Here is a 25,441-nt window from a genome sequence, read left to right as displayed (position 1 = left end):
AAGTTAGCACACTAGCGGGAGAACAGCTGGGCTCCCGCCATCACAATGATAGACAACGAAAGGTAACACCAACTCAACCGATAAAAACGGTTATATCCCCATCCCCGCCTGATCTCTAATTGCAATGGCTTAGTTGAAAGCTTGGCGGCAATTATCCGAAATACCCCAATATAAAACAGACAATAAACTTGCCAGAGATAGAGCGTATTGAAGGCAAATGTTTTTCCGATGATTAATAAGATAATTAATGGGATCAAAAAGAATAAAATCGACCCAACTCGTTCCAGTTGGGTGATTCGCAATACAATGCTTTCGTCTTTTTCACTTAAACCTTGCGCCATAATACAGTCTATAGCTCACCCGATTTACGTGAAGGATTCCGCGCAGAAAGATTGTTCGTCGCACTTTGCAGCGAGTTATCGCGCACATCCACTCTTGCTTGGAATGGTGGGAATGGCAAGGTAATACCTTGTTCTGCAAAGGAGGCTAAAATATTTTGGTGAATTTCATGACGAGCTGGCAAGCGATGTCCCATTTCTGCCGCATACACACGTAATTCAAATATTTGAATACCTTGTTGTAAATCAACCAGATAGACCTCAGGGGCTGGGTTATCTAAGATCATCGTGGAGCGTTTTGCGGCCCGTAAAATAGTATTGGTGACCAATTCACTGTTCGCATCGGAGGGGGCAGGGATCGTCATGACAATACGAGTAACCGTGTCAGAGAGCGACCAGTTAATAAATTGCTCAGTGATAAAGGCCTTATTTGGCACAATAATTTCTTTTCTATCCCAGTCCGTTAAGGTCGTGGCGCGAGTATTGATCTTCGTGATACTGCCCGTTAGGTTACGAATAGTGACGGTATCGCCGATTCGAATAGGTTTTTCGAATAGGATCATCAAACCAGAAATGATATTGGCGAAGATCTCTTGTAAACCAAAACCAAGCCCAACCCCCATTGCAGCAACCAGCCATTGCAGTTTAGACCACTCGATACCCAGCATTGAGAAACCAACAATGGTACCAATAATGGTAATGGTGTATTTCGTCAGTGTACTGATGGCGTAGCCTGTGCCTGGGGTTAAATCTAAATGCTGCAATACGGCTAATTCAAGTAGTGCGGGCAGGTTTCGAACCAACTGTGCAGTGACAATAATGGTTAAAATCGCAATAAAAATGGAGCCCATCGTAATCGGTTGTACGGTGTCCACACCATTGATGGTGGATGTCACATCCCAGAGGCGAATGTTTTCAAGGAAAGAAAACGCCGTATGCAATTCAGACCACAGCCAAATCAAGGAAACCAAGGCTATCATGGTTAAAATCGAGCGCACTAAGCCAACAGATTGGGTACTGATAGTATCGAGGTCGATAACCTGTTCCTCAATATCAATATTCCCTTCGCTACTGCCGCTTGATTGTGCGTTATCGTCTTCCCCTTTTGCTCGTTGTGCAAGAATTTCAGCACGGCGCTGTTTTGCCCGTTCAAAGGCTAATTTACGGCGCTGCATCGACATCCAACGGCGAATGGTGTGATAGACAATTAAAATCACAAACCAAATCGCCACAGAGGTTTCTAAGCGGGCAAGTAAGGCTTGTGATGTTGAGAAATAGCCGAGGATTGAGAAGAATGCCGCCACAATAGGGGCAAGCAAGATCATCCACCACAGGCCTTTATTAACAACATTATCCCCCGAACTGTGTCTATCCAAATAAAGAGGAATTTGAGAGCGGCGTAAGTTATTGGTAATTAAGCTTAAAGCTACACAGAGGAGAATAAAGCAGAAGCGGCCAACACTGGCAGCGAATTCGCGGTCGCTATAGTGTTCGAAGGTAATAATTGACATGACCAATGGGACGATAACAAATATCGCCATACGGTAATAACGCATCGCCCGTTTTACTGCGTCTTTATCCCAGCCAAAATGGGCAATAAATAAACCTGTCGGGCGAGAGAACGTTTCGCTGATCATAAATAGCCACAGTAGTGGCGTAGTCGCACTGACCCCGTAGCCAATTGCGGCTGCCATTGGGTATTGCCATGCACTTTGCAACCCATAACCGATTGCAGACCACATCATTGGTAATGGTAAGGCAACGATAATTGACCAGAAAATAGTTCGAATAGTGAGATAAAAACGGTCTTGGGTAACTTTACCGATACGCAAACTGGAGCGATCTAAGAATGCTTGATAATGCTTGCGTGTGCTCACGCTGAAGATGACTAATATGATAGAGCCCAATAGATACAAAAAGGTATTTTGGCTCGTGAGCATAACATTCAGCGCTCCCGCCACTTGGGAGAGGGTATCCAGTGAGAGTAATTGTGTTATATCCGTGACTAATAATACGGGGTAATTGATACTGATAGGAGGTACATCGGCCACCCAGAATAGATAGCGGTTTGATGCATCTTTAACTTCTTTAAGTGCATCCGTTAGCTGGCCTGTGGCCACATTGAGCTTTGTGAGTTCCAACATTTCAGCATCTAGGCCTGAAATCAAGGATGTTAGTAGCTCTCGCCGCGTTTTGATCAGCGATTGATATACTTGAACTTGCGCGGGATTAAGCGCGTGCTCAGCCTCTTGCTCTGTGGTATCAATTTTACCTAATCTATCAAGGGCATCTTCGTAATTTAAGCGTTGGACACGTAAATCTGCCATTTCGCGGTCAAGCTGCTGGCTTTTGGGAATTTCTGGCAAGCGTGATAATTGTGACCTTAAGGCTTCCCCGAGAGTGCTTGAGCTACTAATCCACTGGGCTTGTTCACGGATGGTCGTCAGTGCTTGGCGAGCATTGCGAATGCTGGTGGACATTTCAGTTTGACTGGTATTAATCGCGCTCATGCGTTGAGCTTGCTGAGTCAGCTCTTGAGACATTTTGCGGTTAATATCTAATTCTTCGGTTAAGAAGGGGGTTAGCTCCCCTTGTGCCGCCAACATTTCCGTGTGTTCAAGTGCCAAAATCGCTTTTTGCTGGCGCTGAGTATTTTGGAAATCCCGCAGGTTTTGTAATTCAAGTTCCATGCGTTGATAGCGTTTTTTATACAGCTCCAACGTTAGGCGTGATATTTCTTGGCGGTTATTGGCAGAAAGCTGCGCCATTTCCAGTTCATTTACCGTAGACTTGCGAGCACTTACTTCGGCTTGAGCTAAGGTATATTGGGCATCGGATAACGGTGTTGAAGGCGCACTGAGGGATTGAAAACGGGAAGTTGCTTCGGTGAGCAAGCGCCTTGCTTCAGACAATTGTTGAGGCAATATGCTCAATGATTCACTGATTTCACGGCCTTTATCTTGTTCTTGCTGCGTTAAACGGCTTTGGTCCAGTAACTGGCTGCTCAGCTGGATAATGCGCTGCTCAAGTTCACCTAAATTAATCCCAACAGGAATAGGGTTTGGATCATCACTTTCATTGAGTAACTTTTGGCGTATTTCTTTGATAATTTTAGGGAAATTATCAATGGCTTCTTGGTAAGACTTGGCTTTGGCATCGGAGTCGCGAGTTTCGCTCATCCAATTCAGTGCCCCTTGTAACGCCTGAGCAATTTCGGCGTCTTTCGGATTAGTGCTCGATTCAAGCTGTTTGAGCTCCTGCTTAATCTGTGCTTCATCCTGCGATGCTGTCGGAGCCGCAACAGAAGAAAAAGCGATTAACAAGCTAAGTACAAAACTGATAATCAAACGCACAGTGAGGAGCTCCTTCAAGGTCATAACCGTAAATTAAACGTCGACAGATTCGTTGTGAGTCTCAACGGAAACCGTCTCGGCAAGCAGTTCCCCCATACGTGTTGCATAACCTGGGATCAGCGAGGAATTAAAGGTGACTTTGTTTGGTTCAAACAAGTTAATCACGGTGGAGCCTAATTTAAATAGCCCCATTTCTTCACCTTTTTTCAGGAATACAGCACCTTCAGAGTCTAATTCAGGGTAAACCCAACGCTTGATAACACCTTCACGGCTAGTATTTACGCAGCCACTCCAAACTGTTTCAATGCTACCCACAATGGTGGCACCGACTAAAATTTGCACCATAAGGCCAACAGGAGTCTCAAAGACACAAATTAAGCGCTCATTACGGGCAAACAGGTTTGGAACGTTTTGTGCCGTTAATGGATTTACAGAAAATAAATCACCCGGAACATAAATCATCTCTTTCAGTAAACCATCGCATGGCATGTGAACACGGTGATAGTCACTTGGCGAAAGGTAAGTGGTAATAAACTCGCCGCCACGAAAACGTTCAGCTAATTGATATTGACCCGCTAGTAAGGCTTCAACGGTATAACTATGGCCTTTTGCTTGGAAAATTTGGTCATCATTGATAGAGCCTAATTGGCTCACCGCACCATCTGCTGGCTGTGCCAATTGGTTGTCTTTTTCAACAATTGGGCGAGCGTCTTCTTTTAGTAGACGAATAAAAAAGTCATTAAAGGTTGTGTACGCAGTGAGATCGCTTTTTTGCGCTTCATTCATATTCACTTTATAGGCTTTAGCAAATAGCTTAATTGCCCATTGCGTCATAAACCTAGCGTTCCGGCTTGCAAACCAGCCTGCAAATTCAGTAAGGCATTGTTTTGGAAGCATATATTGCAAGCGGATTTTAAATTTGTCTAGCACGTTAACCTCTGATTTTTAAAGGTATGTTAGCGAAAAGGCCGCTATTGTACACAGTTTACTCGTTGTATTTCAAACTGCCGCATGGATGGTTTATTCCCACGCAACAGCTTGAACTATTTAGCGCAAATTAGCGTCAAGTAGAGCAAAGAATTGAGCAATAAAATTGTAAGTGCTTACTAACTTTATTTCTCTTTTCCGGTGAAATTGCCCCGTGGCTTCACTTGTTCCATGCTTTCTAAGATGCGATGGTAATTTTCAAAGCGCGATTCTGCAATTTTGTCTGTTTCTACGGCTTCACGTAACAGACAACCTGGATCATCTAAATGTTTACAGTCACGGAATTTACAACCGCCAAGGTAAGCTTTAAATTCGACAAATCCTTTCGTCACTTGTTCCGTGGTTAAATGCCACAAACCAAATTCACGAACACCAGGGGAGTCAATCACATCGCCACCGAGTGGGAAGTGGTATAAGCGGGCTGTGGTCGTGGTATGTTGTCCAAGACCTGAGTTATCGGAAATTTCGTTAACTAAAATGGCTTCTTCGTTATGTGGGAGCAATGCATTGAGCAAACTGGACTTACCGACACCGGATTGCCCTACAAACACAGACACTTTACCTGCTAGCGCGTTAGTAAGTGCTTCCATGCCTTCATTAGTATGACTGGAAACTTCTAACACTTGGTAGCCAATTTCACTGTAAATCGTCATCAAGTCACTCACCCACTCACGGTTTTCTTCATCAAGTAGGTCAACCTTGTTAAGGACGATAATGGGTTGAATGCCGATTGTTTCGCAGGCGACAAGATAACGGTCGATAATATTAAGCGAAAGTTCGGGTAAAATTGCAGAAACGACAACAATTTGGTCGATATTTGCAGCGATTGGTTTTAAACCATCGTAGTAATCAGGGCGTGTAAGTACCGAGTGGCGTTCATGAACAGCTTCGACAATGCCATTAACCTTGATATCTGCTTGTGTATTCAAGGCAGGGCGCCACACCACTTTATCCCCTGTAACGAGGGATGAAATGGTTCTGCGCAAATTACAGCGTTGAATAGAGCCGTCGTTCGCTTCAATATCAGCGTGTTGCCCAAAGCGGCTAATTACTAGACCTTCTTGTGCTTCACCTAATTGGCTGTCATCAATTTCGACTGTTTTTTGCTTTTTCAGTCTTTTTTGGTGATTTTCTTGAACTCGGCGCTGTTGGCCTTTCGAAAGTTTCTGTTTAGCCACCTGTCCTCTCTTCGCTATTGGCTGTCGTTGGAATAACACTCACGCATTAAGGCATGAAGAGTGCTATCATACCCTAACTTCACAGAATGCAGTTAGGGTATATCATGCAAAAGAATGAGAATAATTTAATTTGGATCGATTTAGAAATGACCGGCCTCGATCCCGTTCGTGATCGCATTATTGAAATTGCGACCATTGTAACAGATAGCCATCTTAATATTTTAGCAGAAGGCCCTGTGATTGCAGTACATCAGACGGATGAGCAACTGGCGCTGATGGATGAATGGAATGTGAATACGCATACAGGCAGCGGTTTAGTGGAACGTGTGCGTAAAAGCACCGTAAGCGAACGTGAAGCAGAGCTAGCTACGATTGAGTTCCTCGAAAAATGGGTACCTAAAGGAGCATCGCCAATTTGTGGTAATAGCGTTGGGCAAGATAGACGTTTCTTATTTAATTATATGCCTGAATTAGAAAGCTATTTTCATTATCGTTATTTAGATGTGAGCACGTTAAAAGAACTTGCTCGTCGCTGGAAGCCTGAAATTTTAGCGGGTTTTTCGAAGAAAAATACCCATCAAGCGCTTGATGATATTCGCGAATCAGTCGCTGAACTGGCTTATTATCGAGAAACATTTATCAAAGAATAAATGTTGAATTCACGAAGATGCCGCCCTTGAGGCGGTTTTTTTGTGTTTAAATATGATGTTGTATCACACATTGCATTACGTTTGTCATTACATTATCCTAACAGTAAATCCTGAAAGGAGATTATGATGAGTACTATACAAATTAGAGTTGATGAACAACTAAAAAAAGATGCGTATCAAGCATTTGATAAATTAAATCTTTCGCCTTCTGATGCGTTAAGGTTATTTCTCCGTTATGTTGCCGAGAATGAAAAGCTCCCATTTTCTGAAGTTTCTATTGTTGTGAGTGAGGCTGATGAAGATGAGGATATTTTAGCTGTTGTGCGTAATCGTTTAAAAAAACCAGCTAAACGAATAAGAGTGAATATTGATGATATTTGATATTGCATTTGATGAGCGTGCTCTAAGGGAATGGAAAAAGCTCGATTGCAGTATCCGAGAACAATTTAAAAAGAAGTTAAAAAAATTACAATTAAACCCTTACATAGAATCTTTGCGGTTACACGGTGAGTTATCGAATTGCTATAAAATCAAATTAAGGGCATCAGGGTTTCGCCTTGTGTACCAAGTTATCGATGATGAAATTGTTATTTTTGTTGTCGCAGTTGGTAAAAGGGAAGATGAAAAGGTTTATAAATCCGCGACCAATAGGCTGATATAAGTATTATCGTTGAGTAAGTTACCAATGTTAATGTATTGAAATCAGATTTTTACAACGTTTGTTGATAAAATCACCGTTGTGACTATTTTGTCGGCAAACGAACAAAAAAATAAAAAATTTGAGCGCAAAGGCTTGCTAGTCTCTGAATTTTTCGTATAATGCGCTCCCCGTACCGATGAAGTTTTTGTAATAGCGTCGGCACGGAAAACATCCAGAAATGGTATGCGGGAATAGCTCAGTTGGTAGAGCACGACCTTGCCAAGGTCGGGGTCGCGAGTTCGAGTCTCGTTTCCCGCTCCAAGCTTTCTTGATGTTTTAGCTAAAGCACTATTTTCGTGATGCGGGAATAGCTCAGTTGGTAGAGCACGACCTTGCCAAGGTCGGGGTCGCGAGTTCGAGTCTCGTTTCCCGCTCCAAACTTTCTTAGTGTTTTAGCCAAATAGTAATACCCACCAAATGCGGGAATAGCTCAGTTGGTAGAGCACGACCTTGCCAAGGTCGGGGTCGCGAGTTCGAGTCTCGTTTCCCGCTCCAATATCTTGTTTATATCATTTCAGTTTTATCTTCATAAATTCAATCCAATCAAACGATATTATATGGCTAAAGCGCTAAGTGAAATTACTTATTTCATCTAATAGGTTTTTGTACGCGACTTTATTGCCTACGCCTCAGCTAAGCTAGGATCCACGCGCCTTCGGCGATCTTTCTTGGATCTAATTTGGATTTTTGCTTGCATTCGACTTCGGGTCGCCATAGAATAGCCACCCCTTACAAATAGGGCACTCAAAAGGTATTTAGCGCCTGAAGAGCAATGTTTAAATAATAAACAAAAATATGTATTTTGTTTAATTCAGTCAAATTTCTATTTTAACCTGATCTTTTGACAACTTTTTTTTCGGTTAGTTAACGTAAAATCAGCGTTTTTCTTCACAATTCAGCATCAAAAAGTTATCCACAACCTATTGTGTTACTACCTATCTATATGCCAATTTGAAATAACTTATTGCACAGAGTTATCCACAGGATAAAATCACTATTTTTTTGTACTGTCTAGAAAAGATAGTCAGTGCATTTATCTATAACTCATTGATTTATAGTTGATGAATTTATTTTTTTAAAATGTGCTAAGCACAACTTGCAAATTCTTTACCTGTTGTCTGCAAAGCAGTTTTTTATTTTATTCACATCAATTTGACAATTATAGATTTCAGTTATATGGCAGGCCTTTTTTTAGGCGTCGCGAGGTAAACCTTTAGTAATGGCGCGTACAAGGCGTTTTTGTTGTGAAGTTTGAATTGTTACTTGGTTCTCATTGCGTCGGCTAAGCTGTTGTTGTATAGACCAATGAAAGTGTTCGTCTAACATTTCGTTGATCCCAAACCTATTTTGTAACGCAAGCACAATACTGTCTTGATAAGGCGCATTGCCCAGTGCAACACTGATGTTTCTTAACCATTTAATATAGCCAATACGGCGGATAGCAGAGCCTTCGGTTACCTTCAAAAATTTGTCTTCATCCCACGCAAATAATTCAAGAAGTTCTGGCGTATGCAGCGCTTGCCTTGGGCTAAAGTCGTCTTCGTCAGTCAGCTGTGAAAAACGGTTCCATGGGCAAATGAGTTGGCAATCATCACATCCATAAATTCGATTTCCCATTAAGGGGCGAAATTCTTCTGGTATCGCGCTATCAAGCTCAATTGTTAAGTAGGAAATACAGCGCCTTGCATCAACAGTATAAGGCTCAACAATGGCACCAGTTGGGCAGGTTGTCATACAAGCAACGCAGCGGCCGCAGTCGTCTTCAATGGGTTTATCGACAGGAACAGGTAGGTTGATCAGCAGTTCTCCAAGGAAAAACCACGACCCTGCTTCCCGATTTAGGACTAATGAGTGCTTTCCTGTCCACCCTAGTCCTGCTTTAACCGCAATAGGTCGCTCTAAGATAGGGGCAGAATCAACAAAGGGACGAAAGTTGAGATCCTCAACGGTTGTGCCGTCAGCAAGGAGCGCACCATCAAATTCACGGCAGTAAGCTAAGATACGATCAGCAAGGACTTTTAAGCGTTTTTTTAATAGCTTATGATAGTCACGGCCAAGGGCATAGCGGCTAACATAGCCGAGTTCAGGGTTATTCAGCGTGCTGGCAAACGCCGCTTTAGCTGGCAAATAATTCATGCGAACACTGATGGCTCGTAAAGTACCTGGATGGAGCTCATGGGGACGTGCTCGCATCATCCCGTGGCGGTTCATCCATTCCATTTCACCGTGGTACTGCTTATCAAGCCATGCTTGCAGTTTGGGTTCTTCCGCGGACAGGTCAGTATCGCAGATCCCCACTTGTTGGAAGCCTGCTTCAATGCCCCATTGTTTGATCAGTTGAGCGAGAAGGTCGAGATCGAGAAGTGCAGCCATCAGATCCTGTCACGGTAAAATAAAACGGCTGGCACTCTATCATGGAAGCGTTTTTTCTCAAAATGAATGAAAAGAGTGCCTTTAAATGTTTAGATCTATTATAAGATATTTCTGAACTGATCATTCCAGCAACGTTAATTAAGAAAAATGACGGCGCTTAGGTTAATATAGTGAATGATATCCGGAGGAACTGAAATGGACTTCCTACTGTATAAAAATAGCCGTCATTAGGCGATAAACTGGCAACACAGCCCAGCAATAATGTCATAAAAGAACACTATGAAAGAATGCACAATACAACTTGCTGATGAAGCGCAAACTGTTGCACTTGGTCGCACACTCGCGGGCGCTTGCCGCCAAGGCGCAGTAATCCACCTATATGGCGACCTTGGTGCAGGGAAAACCACGTTTAGTCGTGGCTTCTTACAAGCACTGGGCCATCAAGGCCATGTGAAGAGCCCAACTTATACATTGGTTGAGTCATATGAATTAGCGGATCGCCATGTTTTTCACTTCGATCTTTATCGCTTGTCTGATCCTGAAGAACTTGAATTTATGGGAATTCGCGACTATTTTTCTGAAAATTCGATCTGTTTGGTTGAATGGCCGCAGCAAGGTAAAGGATTTTTACCCAAAGCGGATCTTGAGCTCCATCTCACGTATCAAGATGAAGGGCGTCAGGCTCACATTGTTGCTTTGTCTGCAAATGGGGAGTCGTTGTTAGAAGCATTACCCCAATTCTAAGGAACTTATTGCTCATGTTGAATGCATCAATGCACAGAATAACAAGAAAGGGTTTTTTGGCAGCTTTTGTCCTTTTTATGCTTTCATTAGCATGGCTTTTTGCTGTGCAAGCACAAGCCGCAACACTGTCTAATATTCAAGTGAATAATAGCCCATCACAAGCTGAAGTCACACTAAGCTTTATTGATGGTAAGCCTGATTACTCTTATTTTCCATTGCATTCACCTGAGCGACTGGTTGTTGATGTTAAACAACGAGGTGAGATTCTTGGTTTACCGCTAAAAGTCCCTGCGGGCGATTTGGTAAAAGTCGTGCGTTCAAGCCAACCTTCTGACAACCAACACAAACGTTTGGTGATGGAGCTATCCCGCGCTGCAAAAACCAAAGCTGTTCTAAAGCAAGTGGGCGGGGAATACCAATTAGTTCTGACGATTTCAACAGGTAATTCAACCAGTTCAGCGTCATTTAATCGCACCAATAATAATGTTGCTCCTGTGGTGAATAACACACAGGACAAGCCGTTAAAAATGAATACCCCAGCGCCAGCGCCTGTTTCAACACCAGCCCCAGTAAAATACAAGAGCATGCCAAAAGGCAGTAAACAAGTGGTGATCGCCATTGATGCAGGGCATGGAGGGAAAGACCCGGGTGCGATTGGGAAAAACGGTTATAAAGAGAAAGACGTAACACTGAGTGTTGCAAAAAAACTCTATCAGCGCCTTGAAGCGGATCCTATGTTCAAACCTGCGATGACCCGTGATGGCGATTACTTTATTTCTGTTGGTGGGCGCTCCGAAGTTGCACGTAAAAAAGGTGCAAATATGTTGGTGTCCATCCATGCGGACTCAGCACCGAATAGCAGCGCCCGCGGTGCTTCTGTTTGGGTGTTATCAAATCGCCGTGCAAACAGTGAGTTAGGTAGCTGGTTAGAACAACGTGAAAAACAATCTGAATTATTAGGTGGTGCTGGTGATGCGCTCAGTGGTGCAGATCCGTACTTAAGCCAAGCAGTATTGGATTTACAGTTCGGTCATTCCCAGCGTGTGGGATACGATGTCGCTGTTCAAGTGATTCAACAATTAAGAAAAGTAGGTAATATCCATAAAAAAACGCCAGAGCATGCCAGCCTTGGGGTTCTGCGTTCTCCCGATATTCCTTCAATTCTCGTTGAAACAGGCTTCATCAGTAATGCGGCAGAAGAGCAATTGCTTAAATCTAATGAATTCCAAGATGCAGTGGCTGAAGCCATTCACTTAGGATTGCGCCAATATTTCCTTGCGAACCCGATTCAAGCAGCACCTAAATAAGGAATTGAGTGATGGCAATACATATTCTCTCTCCTCAATTAGCGAACCAAATTGCGGCGGGTGAAGTGGTTGAAAGACCTGCATCTGTCGTAAAAGAGCTGGTTGAGAACAGCCTTGATGCCAAGGCAACACGCATTGATATTGATATTGAGCGTGGAGGAGAGAAACTGATCCGTATTCGTGATAATGGCTGTGGGATCAACAAAGACGAATTGATCCTCGCCCTTGCGCGCCATGCGACCAGTAAAATTGCAACGCTTGATGACCTTGAAGCCATTATGAGTATGGGCTTTCGCGGGGAAGCATTAGCGAGTATTAGCTCTGTTTCACGGTTAACGTTGACGTCAAAACCTGCTGAGCAAACCGAAGCATGGCAATCCTATGCAGAAGGGCGGGACATGGAAGTGACGGTAAAGCCTGCAGCCCACCCCAATGGCACGACGGTTGAAGTGCTCGATTTATTCTATAACACCCCTGCGCGCCGCAAATTTATGCGCACCGAAAAAACCGAGTTTGGCCATATTGATGAGGTGGTTCGCCGCATTGCATTATCGCGCCCTGATGTGGCTATCAATTTGACTCATAACGGGAAACTGGTGAAACAGTACCGTGCCGCCCATGATGAAATTCAACAAGAAAGGCGGCTTGGGACTATTTGCGGAACGGGGTTTATGCAAGGCGCATTGGCGTTGGCTTGGGAGCATAGTGACCTCACAATTAAAGGCTGGGTAGTCTCCCCATCAAATACCCCTGTGAGCGAAACACAATATTGTTATGTGAATGGGCGAATGATGCGCGATAGGCTGATTAACCATGCTATCCGCCAAGCATTTGAAGGTTATTTAGAAGAAAACCAACAGCCTGCTTATGTATTGTATTTGACCATCGACCCAAAACAAGTGGATGTCAACGTCCATCCTGCTAAACATGAAGTGCGTTTTCACCAAGCTCGCTTAGTGCATGATTTTATTTATCAAGCGGTGCGCACCGTACTCCTTGAAGCCGCATCAATAGGTGAATTACCCGGAATAGAGCCTGCAAGTACAGAGCTCGAAAACCGCTCTTCAGCGGGGGATAATTATTTTTCTTCTCCTGTTCCTGCTTCGAAACCCAATTCTGCTGAATCACAGGCCGAGAGAACCGCACGTGAACCGCAGACCGCGTATAAGCCTACAAGCACGGCGACAACGAGTTTTTCCCAGCCGAAACCCACATCACAATTTTCAGGGAATGTGGAGCCAAAAAATTATGGCGCCAACTACGACAAAAAAGCGGGAGATCTTTATCAAAGCTTGATGTCTATCCCAGTTGCTGCGGAAGATAAAAAACCACTGTTTCCTGAACGCCAACCTGCGGATACGTTTCAAGTTTCTTCGCAACCTGTGGCAAAAAATGCGGATAACTACCTTTTTGGCAAAGTATTGACAATTTACTCAAAAAACTTTGCATTAATTGAGTCTTCGTTGGGACTAATCCTGTTATCCTTAACGGAAGCTAATTATTTATTGAAATTAGCGCAATTGTCGCCAGAGGGTGAAAACCTCAAGCCGCAGCCATTATTAATACCGCTAAAATTGTCACTTAAAAACGATGAAATAGAGGTTTTACAGCGGTACAAGGAACAATTGACAATATTTGGTATCGAAGCCACGATATTTCATGGAAAAGTGACAATTCATACGGTATCGTTACCATTAAGAACACAAAATTTATCGCAACTTTTTTCAGATTTGATCGGTTTTTTATCGACAAAAGAAAGCATCACACAACAAGATATCGCACAATGGCTAGCCAAAGCGGTTTCACAGGTGAAAACAGAAGAAAGTTGGAGTTTAGCACAGGCTGTTCAGTTGCTGGCTGATGTTGAGCGGATTTGTCCGCAGTGGGTAAAAAATCCCCCACCAACATTATTACAATTAATTAATTTACAATCCGTGGTAGCTACACTAACAAATGAGTGATTTAGTAACTCAGCAAAAACCTGATGCAATATTCCTAATGGGGCCAACAGCTTCAGGTAAAACCGCTTTAGCGATAGAACTTCGCAAGCATTTGCCTGTGGAAATTATTAGTGTCGATTCGGCGTTAATTTACCGTGGAATGGATATTGGTACTGCAAAGCCAACCGCCGAGGAACTCAGCCAAGCCCCTCATCGTTTGATTGATATTCTCGATCCATCTCTGCCGTATTCCGCTGCTGATTTTCGTCGTGACGCATTAAAAGTAATGAGTGAGATTACCGCACAAGGTAAAATACCGTTACTTGTTGGTGGCACAATGCTGTATTTCAAAGCATTGCTAGAAGGGCTTTCACCGTTGCCTTCTGCTGATGCAAGTGTGCGAGCACAAATAGAACAGATAGCACAAGAGCATGGTTGGAGTGAAGTTCATCGTCAATTAGCCGAGGTTGACCCTGTTGCGGCGGCGAGGATCCACCCAAATGATCCACAAAGATTATCCCGTGCTTTAGAGGTATATCTCATTTCAGGACAAACTTTGACTGAAATGACACAAACAGCAGGGGAAGAATTACCTTATAATGTGTTTCAGTTTGCTATTGCGCCACAAGATCGTAAAATTTTACATGAACGCATAGAACAACGTTTTCATCTGATGATAGACGCCGGTTTTGAAGAGGAAGTCCGCGCTCTTTACCACCGAGGTGATTTACATGTTGATCTTCCCGCTATTCGTTGTGTGGGTTATCGGCAAATGTGGTCATACTTGGACGGCGAAATTAGCCATGATGAAATGGTTTATCGGGGAATTTGTGCAACACGCCAATTGGCAAAACGCCAGATTACCTGGTTAAGAAGCTGGGAGAATGTTCACTGGTTAGATAGTGAGCAACCTCAGCAGGCGCTTGACACAGTTATGCAGGTAGTACGTGCATAGGACTGATGTTTGTGTACAATTAGAACGTTAAGCGCAATTTTTGAGTAGTTACTTTTTGGAATCTTAAAGATTCTCATTTAAAAACAACAAAATAAGGAAAACATAGAATGGCTAAGGGGCAATCTTTGCAAGATCCGTTCCTGAACGCATTACGTCGTGAAAGGGTTCCGGTCTCTATTTATCTCGTTAATGGCATCAAATTGCAGGGGCAAATTGAATCTTTTGACCAATTTGTCATTTTATTAAAAAACACAGTTAGTCAGATGGTTTATAAACACGCTATCTCTACTGTTGTCCCTGCTCGTCCTGTTTCTCACCACAGTGGTACAACGGGTGGTAGCGCAGGCAATGGTAATTACCATTCTGGTGCTCCTACATCGCAGGATGGCGAAGCAACTGAGTAAGTTTGTACGCTAAAGACAAGGAAAGCATGGGTAGGGAGACTATACCTGTGTTTTTCCTTTGCAATTATTGTTTAGCCTAAGAGGTTGCACCTTGTTTGATAGGTATGAAGGCGGTGAACTTGCTGTGTTAGTCCATGTCTTTTTTTCTCAAGAAAAAGACGTTGATAATCTGGCAGAGTTTGAGTCACTCGTGACATCTGCTGGGGTAAAACCCGTACAGATAGTCACAGGCAGTCGTAAGGCACCTCACCCAAAGTTTTTTGTTGGGGAAGGAAAAGCTGAAGAGATAGCCCAAGCCGTTGAGGAAAGTGGCGCAGATGTGGTGTTGTTTAATCACACGCTAAGCCCTGCTCAAGAACGTAATCTCGAAAGGATTTGCCAATGTAAGGTGGTTGACCGTACAGGGGTAATTTTAGATATATTTGCTCAACGAGCGCGTACACATGAAGGTAAACTTCAAGTCGAGTTGGCACAGTTACGTCATTTATCCACTCGCTTAGTGAGAGGATGGACACACCTTGAGCGCCAAAAAGGCGGGATTGGTTTACGTGGTCCTGGTGAAACTCAGCTTGAAACAGACCGTCGGTTATTAAGGGATAAAATCAAACAGATTTTATCGCGTCTTAGCCGAGTAGAAAAACAGCGTGAACAAGGGCGTCAAGCGAGAAGCAAAGCGGACATTCCGACAATTTCTCTCGTGGGTTACACCAATGCGGGTAAATCGAGTTTATTTAACCGTATGACGTCCGCGGATGTTTATGCTGCAGATCAGCTATTCGCGACACTCGACCCTACGCTTCGTCGTATTAATGTTGAGGATGTTGGTGTTGTCGTTTTAGCGGATACCGTAGGTTTTATCCGTCACTTGCCACATGATTTGGTTGCCGCATTTAAAGCAACCCTGCAAGAAACACGTGAGGCAACGTTATTGTTGCACGTTATCGATGCAGCAGATGCTCGCTTGGATGAAAATATCCATGCGGTTGAAAGCGTGTTGGAAGAAATTGAAGCGGATGAAATACCAGCACTTTTAGTGATGAACAAAGTTGATATGCTGGAGGATTTTGTCCCGCGTATTGACAGAGATGAGGATAACAAACCCGTTCGCGTCTGGGTTTCAGCGCAAACAGGTGAAGGTATCCCATTGCTGTTACAAGCATTGACGGAACGCCTTTCTGGTGAGATCGCACATTATGAATTGCGTTTACCACCGAACGAAGGTCGTTTGCGTAGCCGTTTTTATCAACTCCAGTCAATCGAACGTGAATGGTTGGAAGATGACGGCTCAATCGGCCTTGAGGTGCGTATGCCAATGGTGGATTGGCGACGTTTGTGCAAACAAGAGCAGCAATTACCTGACTACGTGGTTTAACAACGTAGTCAGGCAATGGAATTGATATTAAGAGACACACAAACTCATCATGCTTTCAGTGCATTGAGTGAAGCTCTTAGCCCTGAAAATCAATCATAAAGAATGGAGCTAAAACATGGCGTGGAATCAGCCCGGTAATGACGGACAAGACCGCGATCCGTGGGGAAGCGGCAATAAAGGCGGCAACTCTGGCGGGAACAAAGGTGGTCGAAAACGTGGGGCTTATGATCTCGACGATCTCTTTCGTAAAATAGGTAGCAAGCTGGGTGGAAATAAAGGCGGCAATGGTGGTGATGGCGAGAATAAACAGCCTTCACAAATCAGTGGCCGTTTAGGTATGCTAGCACTTGCAGCTATCGTAGTTGTCTGGGCAGGCTCTGGCTTCTACACCATCAAAGAAAGTGACCGCGGCGTAGTGTTACGTTTTGGTGAATACAGTGGTGTTGTTGGACCGGGTCTGAACTGGAAACCAACATTCATCGATAGAGTCGTGCCTGTCAACGTAGAAACTGTACGTGAACAAGCAACGAACGGCATGATGTTGACGTCAGATGAAAACGTGATCCGCGTTGAAATGAACGTTCAATACCGTGTGACAGACCCTGCGCAATACTTATTTAGCGTGACGAACCCAGACAACAGTCTGCGTCAGGCGTTAGACAGTGCTGTGCGTGGTGTTATTGGTCAATCCGCCATGGAGCAAGTATTGACTACGAATCGAGCCTTTATCCGTGATGTGACGCAAAAAGAGCTTGAAGCGACAATCGCACCATACAAAATGGGTATCACACTGCTGGACGTCAACTTCCAAGCAGCGCGTCCACCTGAAGATGTTAAAGCGGCATTCGATGACGTAATCTCAGCAAGGGAAGAAGAACAAAAAACGATTCGTGAAGCGCATGCTTATCGAAATGAAGTTCTTCCACTGGCGAAAGGTAACGCACAACGTCTGATTGAAGAAGCGGAAGCTTATAAAGCGAGTGTGGTCTTCAAAGCAGAGGGTGAGGTAGCAAGCTTTGCGAAAATGTTACCTGAATACCGTGCAGCGCCAGAGATTACGCGTGAGCGTCTTTACATCGATACGATGGAGCGTGTGTTAAGTAATACACGTAAAGTTATTGCGAATGATAAGAGCAACAGCATGTTAGTGCTACCGCTTGACCAAATCATGCGCGGTACAAACTCAGATGCGGCTTCAACGTCAAAAGTTAATCCGTCAGCAAGAATGGCGACGCCAAGTAACAGTGCGTCATCTTCTGCTGCAACGCCTGCACAGCCAAACAGCGCTGTTCGTGGTGATGCTGTTAGAGTAGGGAGACAATAATCATGCGTAAATCGCTAATTGTTATCGTTATTGCCATCTTGGCAGTTGCATACGCATCTATCTTTATTGTTCCTCAAACTGACCGCGGTATCGTATTGCGTTTTGGTAAGGTTCTGCGTGATTCTGAAAACAAACCGATCATTTATGAGCCGGGTCTGCATTTTAAAGTTCCATTTATTGAAACTGTAAAAATGCTAGATGCACGTATTCAGACACTGGAAATCCAAGCTGACCGTTATCTGACAAGCGAAAACAAAGACTTAATGGTGGACTCCTACCTGAAATGGCGTGTTACTGACTTCAGCCGCTACTATGTGGCAACTGGCGGTGGTAATCCATATCAAGCGGAAACCCTGTTAAAACGTAAGTTTAGTGACCGTTTACGTTCTGAGTTTGGTCGTTTAAGCGTTAAAGACATCATCACGGATTCACGTGGTCGTTTAACTGTTGATGTGCGTGATGCCTTGAACAAAGGTACTGCAGTTGATGACGCAACAAAAGAAGCGGATGCAGCGATTGCTGATGCTGCAAAACGTGTTGAAGAAGAAACTAATCTAAAACCACTGGTTGTGAATGCAAACAGTATGGCGGCGTTAGGTATCGAAGTTGTCGACGTACGTATTAAACGTATTGAACTGCCAAATGAAGTTTCTGAAGCTATCTATGCACGTATGCGTGCAGAGCGTGAAGCGGTAGCGCGTCAGCACCGTTCACAAGGCCAAGAAGAAGCCACGAAAATTCGTGCGGTTGCAGATAAAACTGTAACTGAAACACTGGCAGAAGCAGAGCGTACCGCACTGACTTACCGAGGTGAAGGTGATGCGATGGCAACAAAACTGTTTGCTGATGCATTCAACCAAGACCCAGAGTTCTATGCGTTTATTCGTAGCTTGCGTGCCTATGAGCAAAGCTTTAAGAGTGGTGAGGACATAATGGTATTAAGTCCAGACACTGATTTCTTCCGCTTTATGAAAGCACCAACTAAGCTTCGTGCAACAGATTAATAAATAATCAGACTAAGTTGCGTGCAACCTAGCAAAATAACTGTTAATCTATTAAAGAAAAGCCCGCTTCGGTGGGCTTTTTTTCGCCTGTCGTTTTAAGTATAGGATTTTTCAGGGAAAATTTAAGCTGCTCAACTGATTACATTCATTTTGGGTTTACGGCAGAAATAAAAATACCATTTAACTTGCTTTCCAGAAAAAAATTTTAGTAATGCCAAAATATCACTGGAACAGTTCATTTTTGATGGTAGAATTCATTTTTAAGCAACCGAGTGTATTTCGAAATGGGTAAGAACGTTGTCGTACTGGGCACCCAATGGGGTGACGAAGGGAAGGGCAAGATCGTCGACTTGCTGACAGAGCGCGCTAAATATGTAGTTCGCTATCAGGGCGGCCATAATGCTGGCCATACGCTTGTTGTAAACGGTGAAAAAACCGTTCTCCACTTAATTCCATCCGGTATTCTTCGTGAAAATGTCATCAGCATCATTGCTAATGGTGTTGTTCTTGCGCCAGACGCATTAATGAAAGAGATGAAAGAATTGGAAGACCGCGGTGTTCCTGTTCGCGAACGTTTACGTCTTTCAGAAGCATGTCCACTGATCCTGCCTTATCATGTTGCATTAGATAACGCGCGTGAAAAAGCACGTGGTTCCAAAGCAATTGGAACAACTGGTCGTGGTATTGGTCCTGCTTACGAAGACAAAGTTGCTCGTCGTGGTTTACGTGTTGGTGATTTATTCGATAAAGCAACTTTTGCAGAAAAATTAAAAGAAATCGTCGAATATCATAACTTCCAGCTCGTTAACTACTATAAAGAACCTGCTGTTGATTACCAAAAAACGCTGGATGATATCATGGCAGTTGCCGATATCCTGACTGGCATGGTAATCGATGTATCTGATCTGCTGTATAAAGCAAGCCAGAACAACGAATTCGTGATGTTTGAAGGTGCACAAGGCACATTACTGGACATCGACCACGGTACTTATCCGTATGTAACCTCTTCAAATACCACTGCGGGTGGTGTTGCAACAGGTTCTGGTTTAGGTCCACGTTATGTTAACTACGTACTGGGTATCATCAAAGCTTACTCAACACGTGTTGGTGCGGGTCCATTCCCAACTGAACTGTTTGACGAAGTGGGTGAATTCCTGCGTGAAAAAGGTCAAGAGTTTGGTGCTACCACCGGTCGTAAACGTCGTACTGGTTGGTTAGATATCGTTGCAATCAACCGCGCAGTACAAATCAACTCACTGTCAGGTTTCTGCATGACTAAACTGGATGTTTTAGACGGTTTAGAAGAAGTGAAAATCTGTGTGGGCTACTGTCGTCCAGATGGCAAAGTGCTTGAAACAACGCCTTTAGCTGCGGATGAGTGGGATGGTTTAGAGCCAGTTTACGAATCAATGCCAGGTTGGAAAGAAACCACTTTTGGTGTGAAACAAAGAGAATTACTGCCACAAGCAGCTCTGGATTACATCAAACGCGTTGAAGACTTAACGGGTATCCCTGTTGATATTATTTCAACTGGTCCAGATCGTTCTGAAACAATGATCCTGCGTGACCCGTTTGACGCTGAGTAATAATACTGACTGCGCCTAATACAGGCGCAGTTTTTTTTACAGCTTTACCTCCCTCCGTGATGCAACTTCTTTGATAAAACAGTCAAAATTCCCCATAATGATTGAACTAAGTCACTTTTGTGTGCAGATTCTGTGCAATAAGATGCATATTTGCGATACGTAATACGCTAAACTGTATTTATGAACACATAATTTATTTGCATGCTATATTTTGTGCATAACCTAGCGGAATTTAGGTTCAAATTAGGTTATTTGCATTTTAAAATACGTGAGAAAATTTTCGACCAACCCATTTTTGGTCGTATGAGTAAAAGCCAAAATTTTGAGGTGATTGTGCAACTGACGAGTTTTACCGACTATGGATTACGAGCTCTTATTTATCTGGCTTCTCTGGGTGAAGGGAAGATGACCAGTATTACAGAGGTGACGGACGTTTATGGCGTCTCACGTAACCACATGGTTAAAATTATCAATCAGCTCAGTCATTTAGGTTATATAAAAGCCACTCGTGGCAAAAATGGCGGGATTACACTAGGGCAACCAGCAGAATCAATACGTATAGGGGATGTTGTTAGAGCATTAGAACCCCTAACCCTTGTTAATTGTAGTGGCGAGTTTTGCCACATAACACCTGCGTGTCGTTTAAAAGGTGTGCTACACCAAGCAATACAGCAGTTTTTACAAGAACTTGATCAATATACGCTGGCGGACATGGTGAAAGATAACAGCCCGCTCTATCAATTACTGCTTGATTAATATTCGCAGTGGTTATGAATTCTGATGACAACGGAGGTAACGATGTCACAAGATCCTTTTCAGGAAAGAGAAGCAGAAAAATACGAGTCCCCAATTCCGAGTAGAGAATTCATTCTCGACTTAATCTCGAAGCGTACTGCCCCAGCGAATCGCGAAGAAATCGCCCAGTTACTTAATCTTTCTACGGAAGATGAATTAGAAGCTTTACGCCGTCGATTAAGAGCCATGGAGCGTGATGGTCAACTCGTGTTTACACGCCGTCAATGCTATGCATTGCCAGAGCGTTTGGATTTATTAAAAGGGAAAGTGATTGGCCATCGTGATGGCTATGGTTTCCTGCGTGTTGAGGGTAAAAAGGAAGATTATTATTTATCTCAAGATGAGATGAAACGTGCTCTGCACGGCGACGTAATTTTAGCGCAGCCATACGGGCAAGACCGTAAAGGTCGTACTGAAGTTCGTGTGGTTCGCGTACTTGAGCCAAGAAATAACCAAATAGTGGGTCGCTATTTTATTGAGTCTGGCATGGGGTTTGTGGTGCCAGATGATAGCCGCCTTAGTTTTGATATCTTAATCCCGAAAGACCGCATTTGCGGCGCTCGCATGGGTAACGTCGTGGTTGTTGAGTTAGTCACTCGTCCACAGCGCCGTTCTCAAGCGGTGGGAAATATTATTGAAGTACTTGGGGAAACCATGGGAACGGGCATGGCGGTTGAAATCGCTCTGCGTACCCATGAAATTCCGCATTCATGGCCGCCACAAGTTGAAAAGCAAGTTGCTGATTTAAGTGAACATGTACCTGAGTCTGCGAAAAAAGGGCGTATGGATTTACGCGATTTGCCGCTAGTGACTATCGATGGTGAAGATGCCCGTGACTTTGATGATGCTGTTCACTGTGCGCCGAAAAAAGGTGGTGGTTGGCGTTTATGGGTGGCCATTGCGGATGTGAGCTATTATGTGCGCCCGCAAACAGCGTTGGATACTGAGGCACGCGGCCGCGGTAACTCAGTGTATTTCCCATCTCAAGTTGTACCAATGTTGCCAGAAGTCCTTTCTAATGGCCTATGCTCATTGAACCCAGGGGTAGACCGCCTGTGTATGGTGTGCGAAATGACGGTATCAGCTTCAGGGAAGCTGTCTTCATATAAATTCTATGAAGCGGTGATGAATTCCCATGCAAGGTTGACCTATACAAAAGTGTGGAAAATCTTGGAAGGTGATGAAGAACTGCGTGAACATTATAAAGCGCTGGTTCCTCACATTGAACATTTACATCAGTTATATAAAGCGTTAGATGCGGCGCGCATTGAGCGCGGTGCGATTTCCTTTGAATCGGAAGAAGCGAAATTTATTTTTAACGCTGAGCGTCGTATTGAAAGTATTGAGCCTGTCGAGCGAAATGATGCACACAAATTAATTGAAGAATGCATGATTTTAGCTAACATTGCGGCGGCAAGGTTTGTTGAGAAAAATGAAGAGCCTGCGTTGTACCGTGTGCATGATCGTCCAAAAGAAGAAAGCGTAATGAATTTACGCTCAGTCTTCAGTGAGTTAGGACTGACATTGCCAGGTGGTATGAAGCCTGAGCCAAAAGATTATGCTCAAGTCATGAATGAAGTGGCAGAGCGCCCTGATCATGAATTACTGCAAACCATGATCTTGCGTTCGATGAAACAAGCAATTTATGACCCTGAAAACCGTGGTCACTTTGGTTTAGGGCTGAAATCATACGCGCACTTTACCTCGCCAATTCGTCGTTACCCTGACTTAACGCTGCACCGTGGTATTAAATACCTGTTGGCAAAAGAGTACGGCCATTCAGATAAGCGTTGGACAGAAACAGGTGGCTGGCACTCCGACATGGACAGTATGCTGCAACTGGGTGAGCACTGTTCGATGACGGAACGCCGCGCGGATGAAGCAACGCGGGATGTCGCTGACTGGTTGAAGTGTGACTTTATGCAAGACCAAGTCGGGCAGGTTTTCAAAGGCTTGATTACTAGCGTGACGGGTTTTGGCTTCTTTGTTCGCCTCAATGATTTATTTATTGATGGTTTAGTGCATATTTCTACTCTTGATAACGATTATTATCGTTATGATGCGGTTGGTCAGCGCTTAATCGGCGAATCATCAGGCACAACTTATCGTCTTGGTGATGAAGTGGAAATTCGCGTGGAAGCGGTGCATATGGATGAACGCACCATTGATTTCGCGTTAATTTCAACTACCCGTAAAGCGAAAGCACCGGGTAAAACTGCACGGGACAAAATGAAGCAAGAAGTGAAAAATGCAGCGCGCCCAGCCCGTCGAAAAGCGCAAGCGAGCAAAGATAAAAACTTCGAGCCAGATTCTGCATTTCGCCGTTCCGAGAAAAAAGGGAAAAACAGCGAAGCAAAACCCGATGCAAAAGGTAAAGGAAAGGGAAAAAAACCTTCCGATAAAACCAAGAAAATTACGGCAAAAATAAAAGCAAAACGCGTGGCGAAGAAATCCTCAAAACAAGAGGGATAATTTTTTATTAGCGTAATGCATTGTTAATTAACGAAAGTGGCGTAAAAACGCCACTTTTCTCATTTTGACTAAAACATAAGACTGTTATGAGCGAAATTATTTACGGCATTCACGCAGTGAAAGCCTTACTTGAGCGTTCACCGCAACGCATTAAAGAAGTGTATATCCTAAAAGGCCGTGAAGATCGCCGATTAATGCCTATCGTGCATGAAATTGAAGCGTTAGGTGTTGTCGTCCAAGTTGCAAATCGCCAGTGGATGGATAGCCAAACTGAAGGGGCAGTTCACCAAGGGATCATTGCGAAAGTGTTACCTGGTAAGCAATACCAAGAGGGTGATTTGCCTGATTTACTCGAAAGCACACCATCACCATTCTTACTGGTGCTTGATGGTGTAACGGATCCGCACAACTTAGGTGCTTGCTTACGTAGTGCAGATGCCGCAGGTGTACATGCAGTGATTGTACCGAAAGATAAATCAGCCCAATTGAACGCAACCGCAAAAAAAGTGGCGTGTGGCGCCGCAGAAAATGTGCCGCTGATCCGTGTTACGAATCTGGCCAGAACATTGCGCTTATTACAAGAATACAATGTTTGGATTGTGGGCACAGCGGGTGAGGCAGACCATAATTTATACCAAAGCAAACTGACGGGCTCTGTGGCATTAGTGATGGGCGCTGAAGGGGAAGGCATGCGCCGTTTAACGCGTGAACATTGTGACGAGTTAATCAGCATCCCGATGGCAGGTTCAGTCTCTTCACTGAATGTGTCAGTAGCGACAGGCGTTTGCTTATTCGAAGCCGTGCGCCAGCGCTTGCCTGTTTCGGGCGAAAAATAATATTTGTATAAAACTGCATCCATCACTTGAGTTTTATCTCAGGGATGGGTATAGTTACGCGTCAATTTTTTAGCCGCACTCAACAAGTTCCTTGCCTCCGCGGGCCGCGGTTAACCCAGACAGGAGGCTAATAATCCGTAAGGAGCAACTACTAATGCGTCATTACGAAATCGTTTTTATGGTCCATCCTGACCAAAGCGAACAGGTTCCGGGCATGATCGAGCGTTACAGTGCAGTAATCACTAACGCACAAGGTCAGATTCACCGTCTGGAAGACTGGGGCCGCCGTCAACTGGCTTACCCAATCAACAAACTGCACAAAGCTCACTATGTTCTTCTGAACGTAGAAGCACCGCAGGAAGCGATTGATGAGCTGGAAACTAACTTCCGCTTCAACGATGCCGTTATCCGCAGCATGGTTATGCGCTTAAAACACGCAGTAACAGAAGCTTCTCCAATGGTTAAAGCTAAAGACGAACGTCGTGGCCGTGACCTTTCTGATGATTATCAGGATGAAGAAGTAGAAGAAACTGGGGATTCTGAAGAGTAATTGCGCAGGTGTCCACTAATCGTTTGGTGCTGACAGGCACAGTCTGTAAAGCATTGATTCGAAAAGTGAGTCCGTCAGGCATTCCTCACTGCCAGTTTGTTTTAGAACATCGTTCACAACAACAGGAAGCGGGATTGTCAAGGCAAGCATGGTGCAGAATGCCCATAATCGCTAGCGGACAAACCTTACAAGCTCATACTCACAGTTTAACGGTCGGCAGTTGGATTACAGTAAGCGGTTTCATTAGTACCCATCAAGGGCGCAATGGGATCAGCAAGATAGTCCTCCATGCCGAGCAGATTGATTTGATAGATTCTGGAGACTAGCCATATGGCACGTTATTTCCGTCGTCGCAAGTTCTGCCGTTTCACAGCGGAAGGCGTTCAAGAGATCGACTATAAAGATATCGCAACGCTGAAAAACTATATCACTGAAAGTGGTAAAATTGTACCAAGCCGTATCACCGGTACTCGTGCAAAATATCAACGCCAGCTCGCTCGTGCTATCAAGCGCGCTCGCTACCTGTCTCTGTTACCATATACTGATCGTCATCAGTAATTGGTACAGTCCATT

Annotated in this window: 23 protein-coding genes and 3 tRNA genes; 21 read left to right on the top strand and 5 right to left on the bottom strand. The window is 44.1% G+C overall.

Annotation, left to right across the window (positions count from 1 at the left end):
- Positions 1-11 precede the first annotated feature (11 nt).
- From J6836_RS15900 to rsgA, 4 genes are all read right to left on the bottom strand, one after another.
- A complete protein-coding gene (locus J6836_RS15900) occupies positions 12-341 on the bottom strand; it encodes a hypothetical protein (protein WP_219244933.1) in 330 nt (109 codons plus the stop codon).
- Between the two features lie 8 nt (positions 342-349).
- Positions 350-3,691 carry a miniconductance mechanosensitive channel MscM gene (gene mscM / locus J6836_RS15895; protein WP_219244932.1) on the bottom strand — a complete coding sequence of 1,114 codons (3,342 nt, stop codon included), beginning with the start codon at positions 3,689-3,691 and terminating at the stop codon, positions 350-352.
- 33 nt (positions 3,692-3,724) lie between these two features.
- Positions 3,725-4,621 (bottom strand): archaetidylserine decarboxylase, encoded by an 897-nt coding sequence (asd, locus tag J6836_RS15890; RefSeq protein ID WP_219244931.1) that lies wholly within the window; start codon positions 4,619-4,621, stop codon positions 3,725-3,727.
- A gap of 182 nt (positions 4,622-4,803) precedes the next feature.
- Positions 4,804-5,856 (bottom strand): small ribosomal subunit biogenesis GTPase RsgA, encoded by a 1,053-nt coding sequence (gene rsgA / locus J6836_RS15885; protein ID WP_219244930.1) that lies wholly within the window; start codon positions 5,854-5,856, stop codon positions 4,804-4,806.
- A 104-nt stretch (positions 5,857-5,960) separates the two neighbouring features.
- On the opposite strand from rsgA, the gene orn reads away from it, so the two are divergent.
- The 6 genes from orn to J6836_RS15855 all read left to right on the top strand — a co-directional run bounded on the left by orn (position 5,961) and on the right by J6836_RS15855 (position 7,701).
- Entirely contained in the window at positions 5,961-6,506 is a 546-nt protein-coding gene (gene orn / locus J6836_RS15880) for an oligoribonuclease (protein ID WP_219244929.1), read from the top strand.
- Between the two features lie 126 nt (positions 6,507-6,632).
- Positions 6,633-6,887 carry a type II toxin-antitoxin system RelB/DinJ family antitoxin gene (locus tag J6836_RS15875; protein ID WP_219249535.1) on the top strand — a complete coding sequence of 85 codons (255 nt, stop codon included), beginning with the start codon at positions 6,633-6,635 and terminating at the stop codon, positions 6,885-6,887.
- Positions 6,877-7,167, top strand: coding sequence for a type II toxin-antitoxin system RelE family toxin (locus J6836_RS15870; RefSeq protein WP_219244928.1), 291 nt, complete (start codon positions 6,877-6,879; stop codon positions 7,165-7,167). The genes J6836_RS15875 and J6836_RS15870 overlap by 11 nt, the downstream gene beginning before the upstream one ends.
- Positions 7,168-7,391: 224 nt before the next feature.
- Positions 7,392-7,467: transfer RNA gene (locus J6836_RS15865), tRNA-Gly, on the top strand.
- Between the two features lie 40 nt (positions 7,468-7,507).
- Positions 7,508-7,583: transfer RNA gene (locus J6836_RS15860), tRNA-Gly, on the top strand.
- 42 nt (positions 7,584-7,625) lie between these two features.
- Positions 7,626-7,701 (top strand) — tRNA-Gly (locus J6836_RS15855).
- Positions 7,702-8,397: 696 nt separating this feature from the next.
- Here J6836_RS15855 and queG read toward each other — a convergent pair.
- Entirely contained in the window at positions 8,398-9,579 is a 1,182-nt protein-coding gene (queG, locus tag J6836_RS15850) for a tRNA epoxyqueuosine(34) reductase QueG (RefSeq protein ID WP_219244927.1), read from the bottom strand.
- Between the two features lie 279 nt (positions 9,580-9,858).
- Between queG and tsaE the strand changes: the two genes are divergently transcribed.
- From tsaE to rpsR, 15 genes are all read left to right on the top strand, one after another.
- A complete protein-coding gene (tsaE, locus tag J6836_RS15845) occupies positions 9,859-10,323 on the top strand; it encodes a tRNA (adenosine(37)-N6)-threonylcarbamoyltransferase complex ATPase subunit type 1 TsaE (protein ID WP_219244926.1) in 465 nt (154 codons plus the stop codon).
- Positions 10,324-10,337: 14 nt separating this feature from the next.
- A complete protein-coding gene (amiB, locus tag J6836_RS15840) occupies positions 10,338-11,630 on the top strand; it encodes an N-acetylmuramoyl-L-alanine amidase AmiB (protein ID WP_219244925.1) in 1,293 nt (430 codons plus the stop codon).
- An 11-nt stretch (positions 11,631-11,641) separates the two neighbouring features.
- A complete protein-coding gene (gene mutL / locus J6836_RS15835) occupies positions 11,642-13,591 on the top strand; it encodes a DNA mismatch repair endonuclease MutL (protein WP_219244924.1) in 1,950 nt (649 codons plus the stop codon).
- Positions 13,584-14,525 (top strand): tRNA (adenosine(37)-N6)-dimethylallyltransferase MiaA, encoded by a 942-nt coding sequence (gene miaA / locus J6836_RS15830; RefSeq protein ID WP_219244923.1) that lies wholly within the window; start codon positions 13,584-13,586, stop codon positions 14,523-14,525. Before mutL ends, miaA begins: the two co-directional genes overlap by 8 nt.
- A gap of 107 nt (positions 14,526-14,632) precedes the next feature.
- Positions 14,633-14,929 carry an RNA chaperone Hfq gene (hfq, locus tag J6836_RS15825; RefSeq protein WP_219244922.1) on the top strand — a complete coding sequence of 99 codons (297 nt, stop codon included), beginning with the start codon at positions 14,633-14,635 and terminating at the stop codon, positions 14,927-14,929.
- 91 nt (positions 14,930-15,020) lie between these two features.
- Positions 15,021-16,301 carry a ribosome rescue GTPase HflX gene (gene hflX, locus J6836_RS15820; RefSeq protein WP_219244921.1) on the top strand — a complete coding sequence of 427 codons (1,281 nt, stop codon included), beginning with the start codon at positions 15,021-15,023 and terminating at the stop codon, positions 16,299-16,301.
- 115 nt (positions 16,302-16,416) lie between these two features.
- Positions 16,417-17,625: an FtsH protease activity modulator HflK gene (gene hflK / locus J6836_RS15815; protein ID WP_219244920.1), complete on the top strand. Its 1,209-nt coding sequence runs from the start codon at positions 16,417-16,419 to the stop codon at positions 17,623-17,625.
- 2 nt (positions 17,626-17,627) lie between these two features.
- Positions 17,628-18,629, top strand: a complete 1,002-nt coding sequence (gene hflC / locus J6836_RS15810; protein ID WP_219244919.1) for a protease modulator HflC — start codon at positions 17,628-17,630, stop codon at positions 18,627-18,629.
- Positions 18,630-18,913: 284 nt separating this feature from the next.
- Complete coding sequence (locus J6836_RS15805; protein WP_219244918.1) at positions 18,914-20,215, top strand: adenylosuccinate synthase; 1,302 nt, start codon at positions 18,914-18,916, stop codon at positions 20,213-20,215.
- Between the two features lie 333 nt (positions 20,216-20,548).
- Positions 20,549-20,971 carry a nitric oxide-sensing transcriptional repressor NsrR gene (nsrR, locus tag J6836_RS15800; protein ID WP_219244917.1) on the top strand — a complete coding sequence of 141 codons (423 nt, stop codon included), beginning with the start codon at positions 20,549-20,551 and terminating at the stop codon, positions 20,969-20,971.
- A gap of 42 nt (positions 20,972-21,013) precedes the next feature.
- Complete coding sequence (gene rnr, locus J6836_RS15795; protein ID WP_219244916.1) at positions 21,014-23,482, top strand: ribonuclease R; 2,469 nt, start codon at positions 21,014-21,016, stop codon at positions 23,480-23,482.
- An 86-nt stretch (positions 23,483-23,568) separates the two neighbouring features.
- Positions 23,569-24,318 (top strand): 23S rRNA (guanosine(2251)-2'-O)-methyltransferase RlmB, encoded by a 750-nt coding sequence (gene rlmB, locus J6836_RS15790; RefSeq protein WP_219244915.1) that lies wholly within the window; start codon positions 23,569-23,571, stop codon positions 24,316-24,318.
- A 154-nt stretch (positions 24,319-24,472) separates the two neighbouring features.
- Positions 24,473-24,868, top strand: coding sequence for a 30S ribosomal protein S6 (gene rpsF / locus J6836_RS15785; protein WP_219249534.1), 396 nt, complete (start codon positions 24,473-24,475; stop codon positions 24,866-24,868).
- A gap of 8 nt (positions 24,869-24,876) precedes the next feature.
- Complete coding sequence (gene priB, locus J6836_RS15780) at positions 24,877-25,194, top strand: primosomal replication protein N (protein ID WP_219244914.1); 318 nt, start codon at positions 24,877-24,879, stop codon at positions 25,192-25,194.
- A 4-nt stretch (positions 25,195-25,198) separates the two neighbouring features.
- Positions 25,199-25,426 (top strand): 30S ribosomal protein S18, encoded by a 228-nt coding sequence (gene rpsR, locus J6836_RS15775; protein ID WP_000135199.1) that lies wholly within the window; start codon positions 25,199-25,201, stop codon positions 25,424-25,426.
- Positions 25,427-25,441 lie beyond the last annotated feature (15 nt).

Source organism: Providencia sp. R33 (assembly GCF_019343475.1).
Classification (GTDB): domain Bacteria; phylum Pseudomonadota; class Gammaproteobacteria; order Enterobacterales; family Enterobacteriaceae; genus Providencia.
Note: the sequence above shows the minus strand (reverse complement) of the source record. Positions and strands in the feature narration are given on the sequence as shown.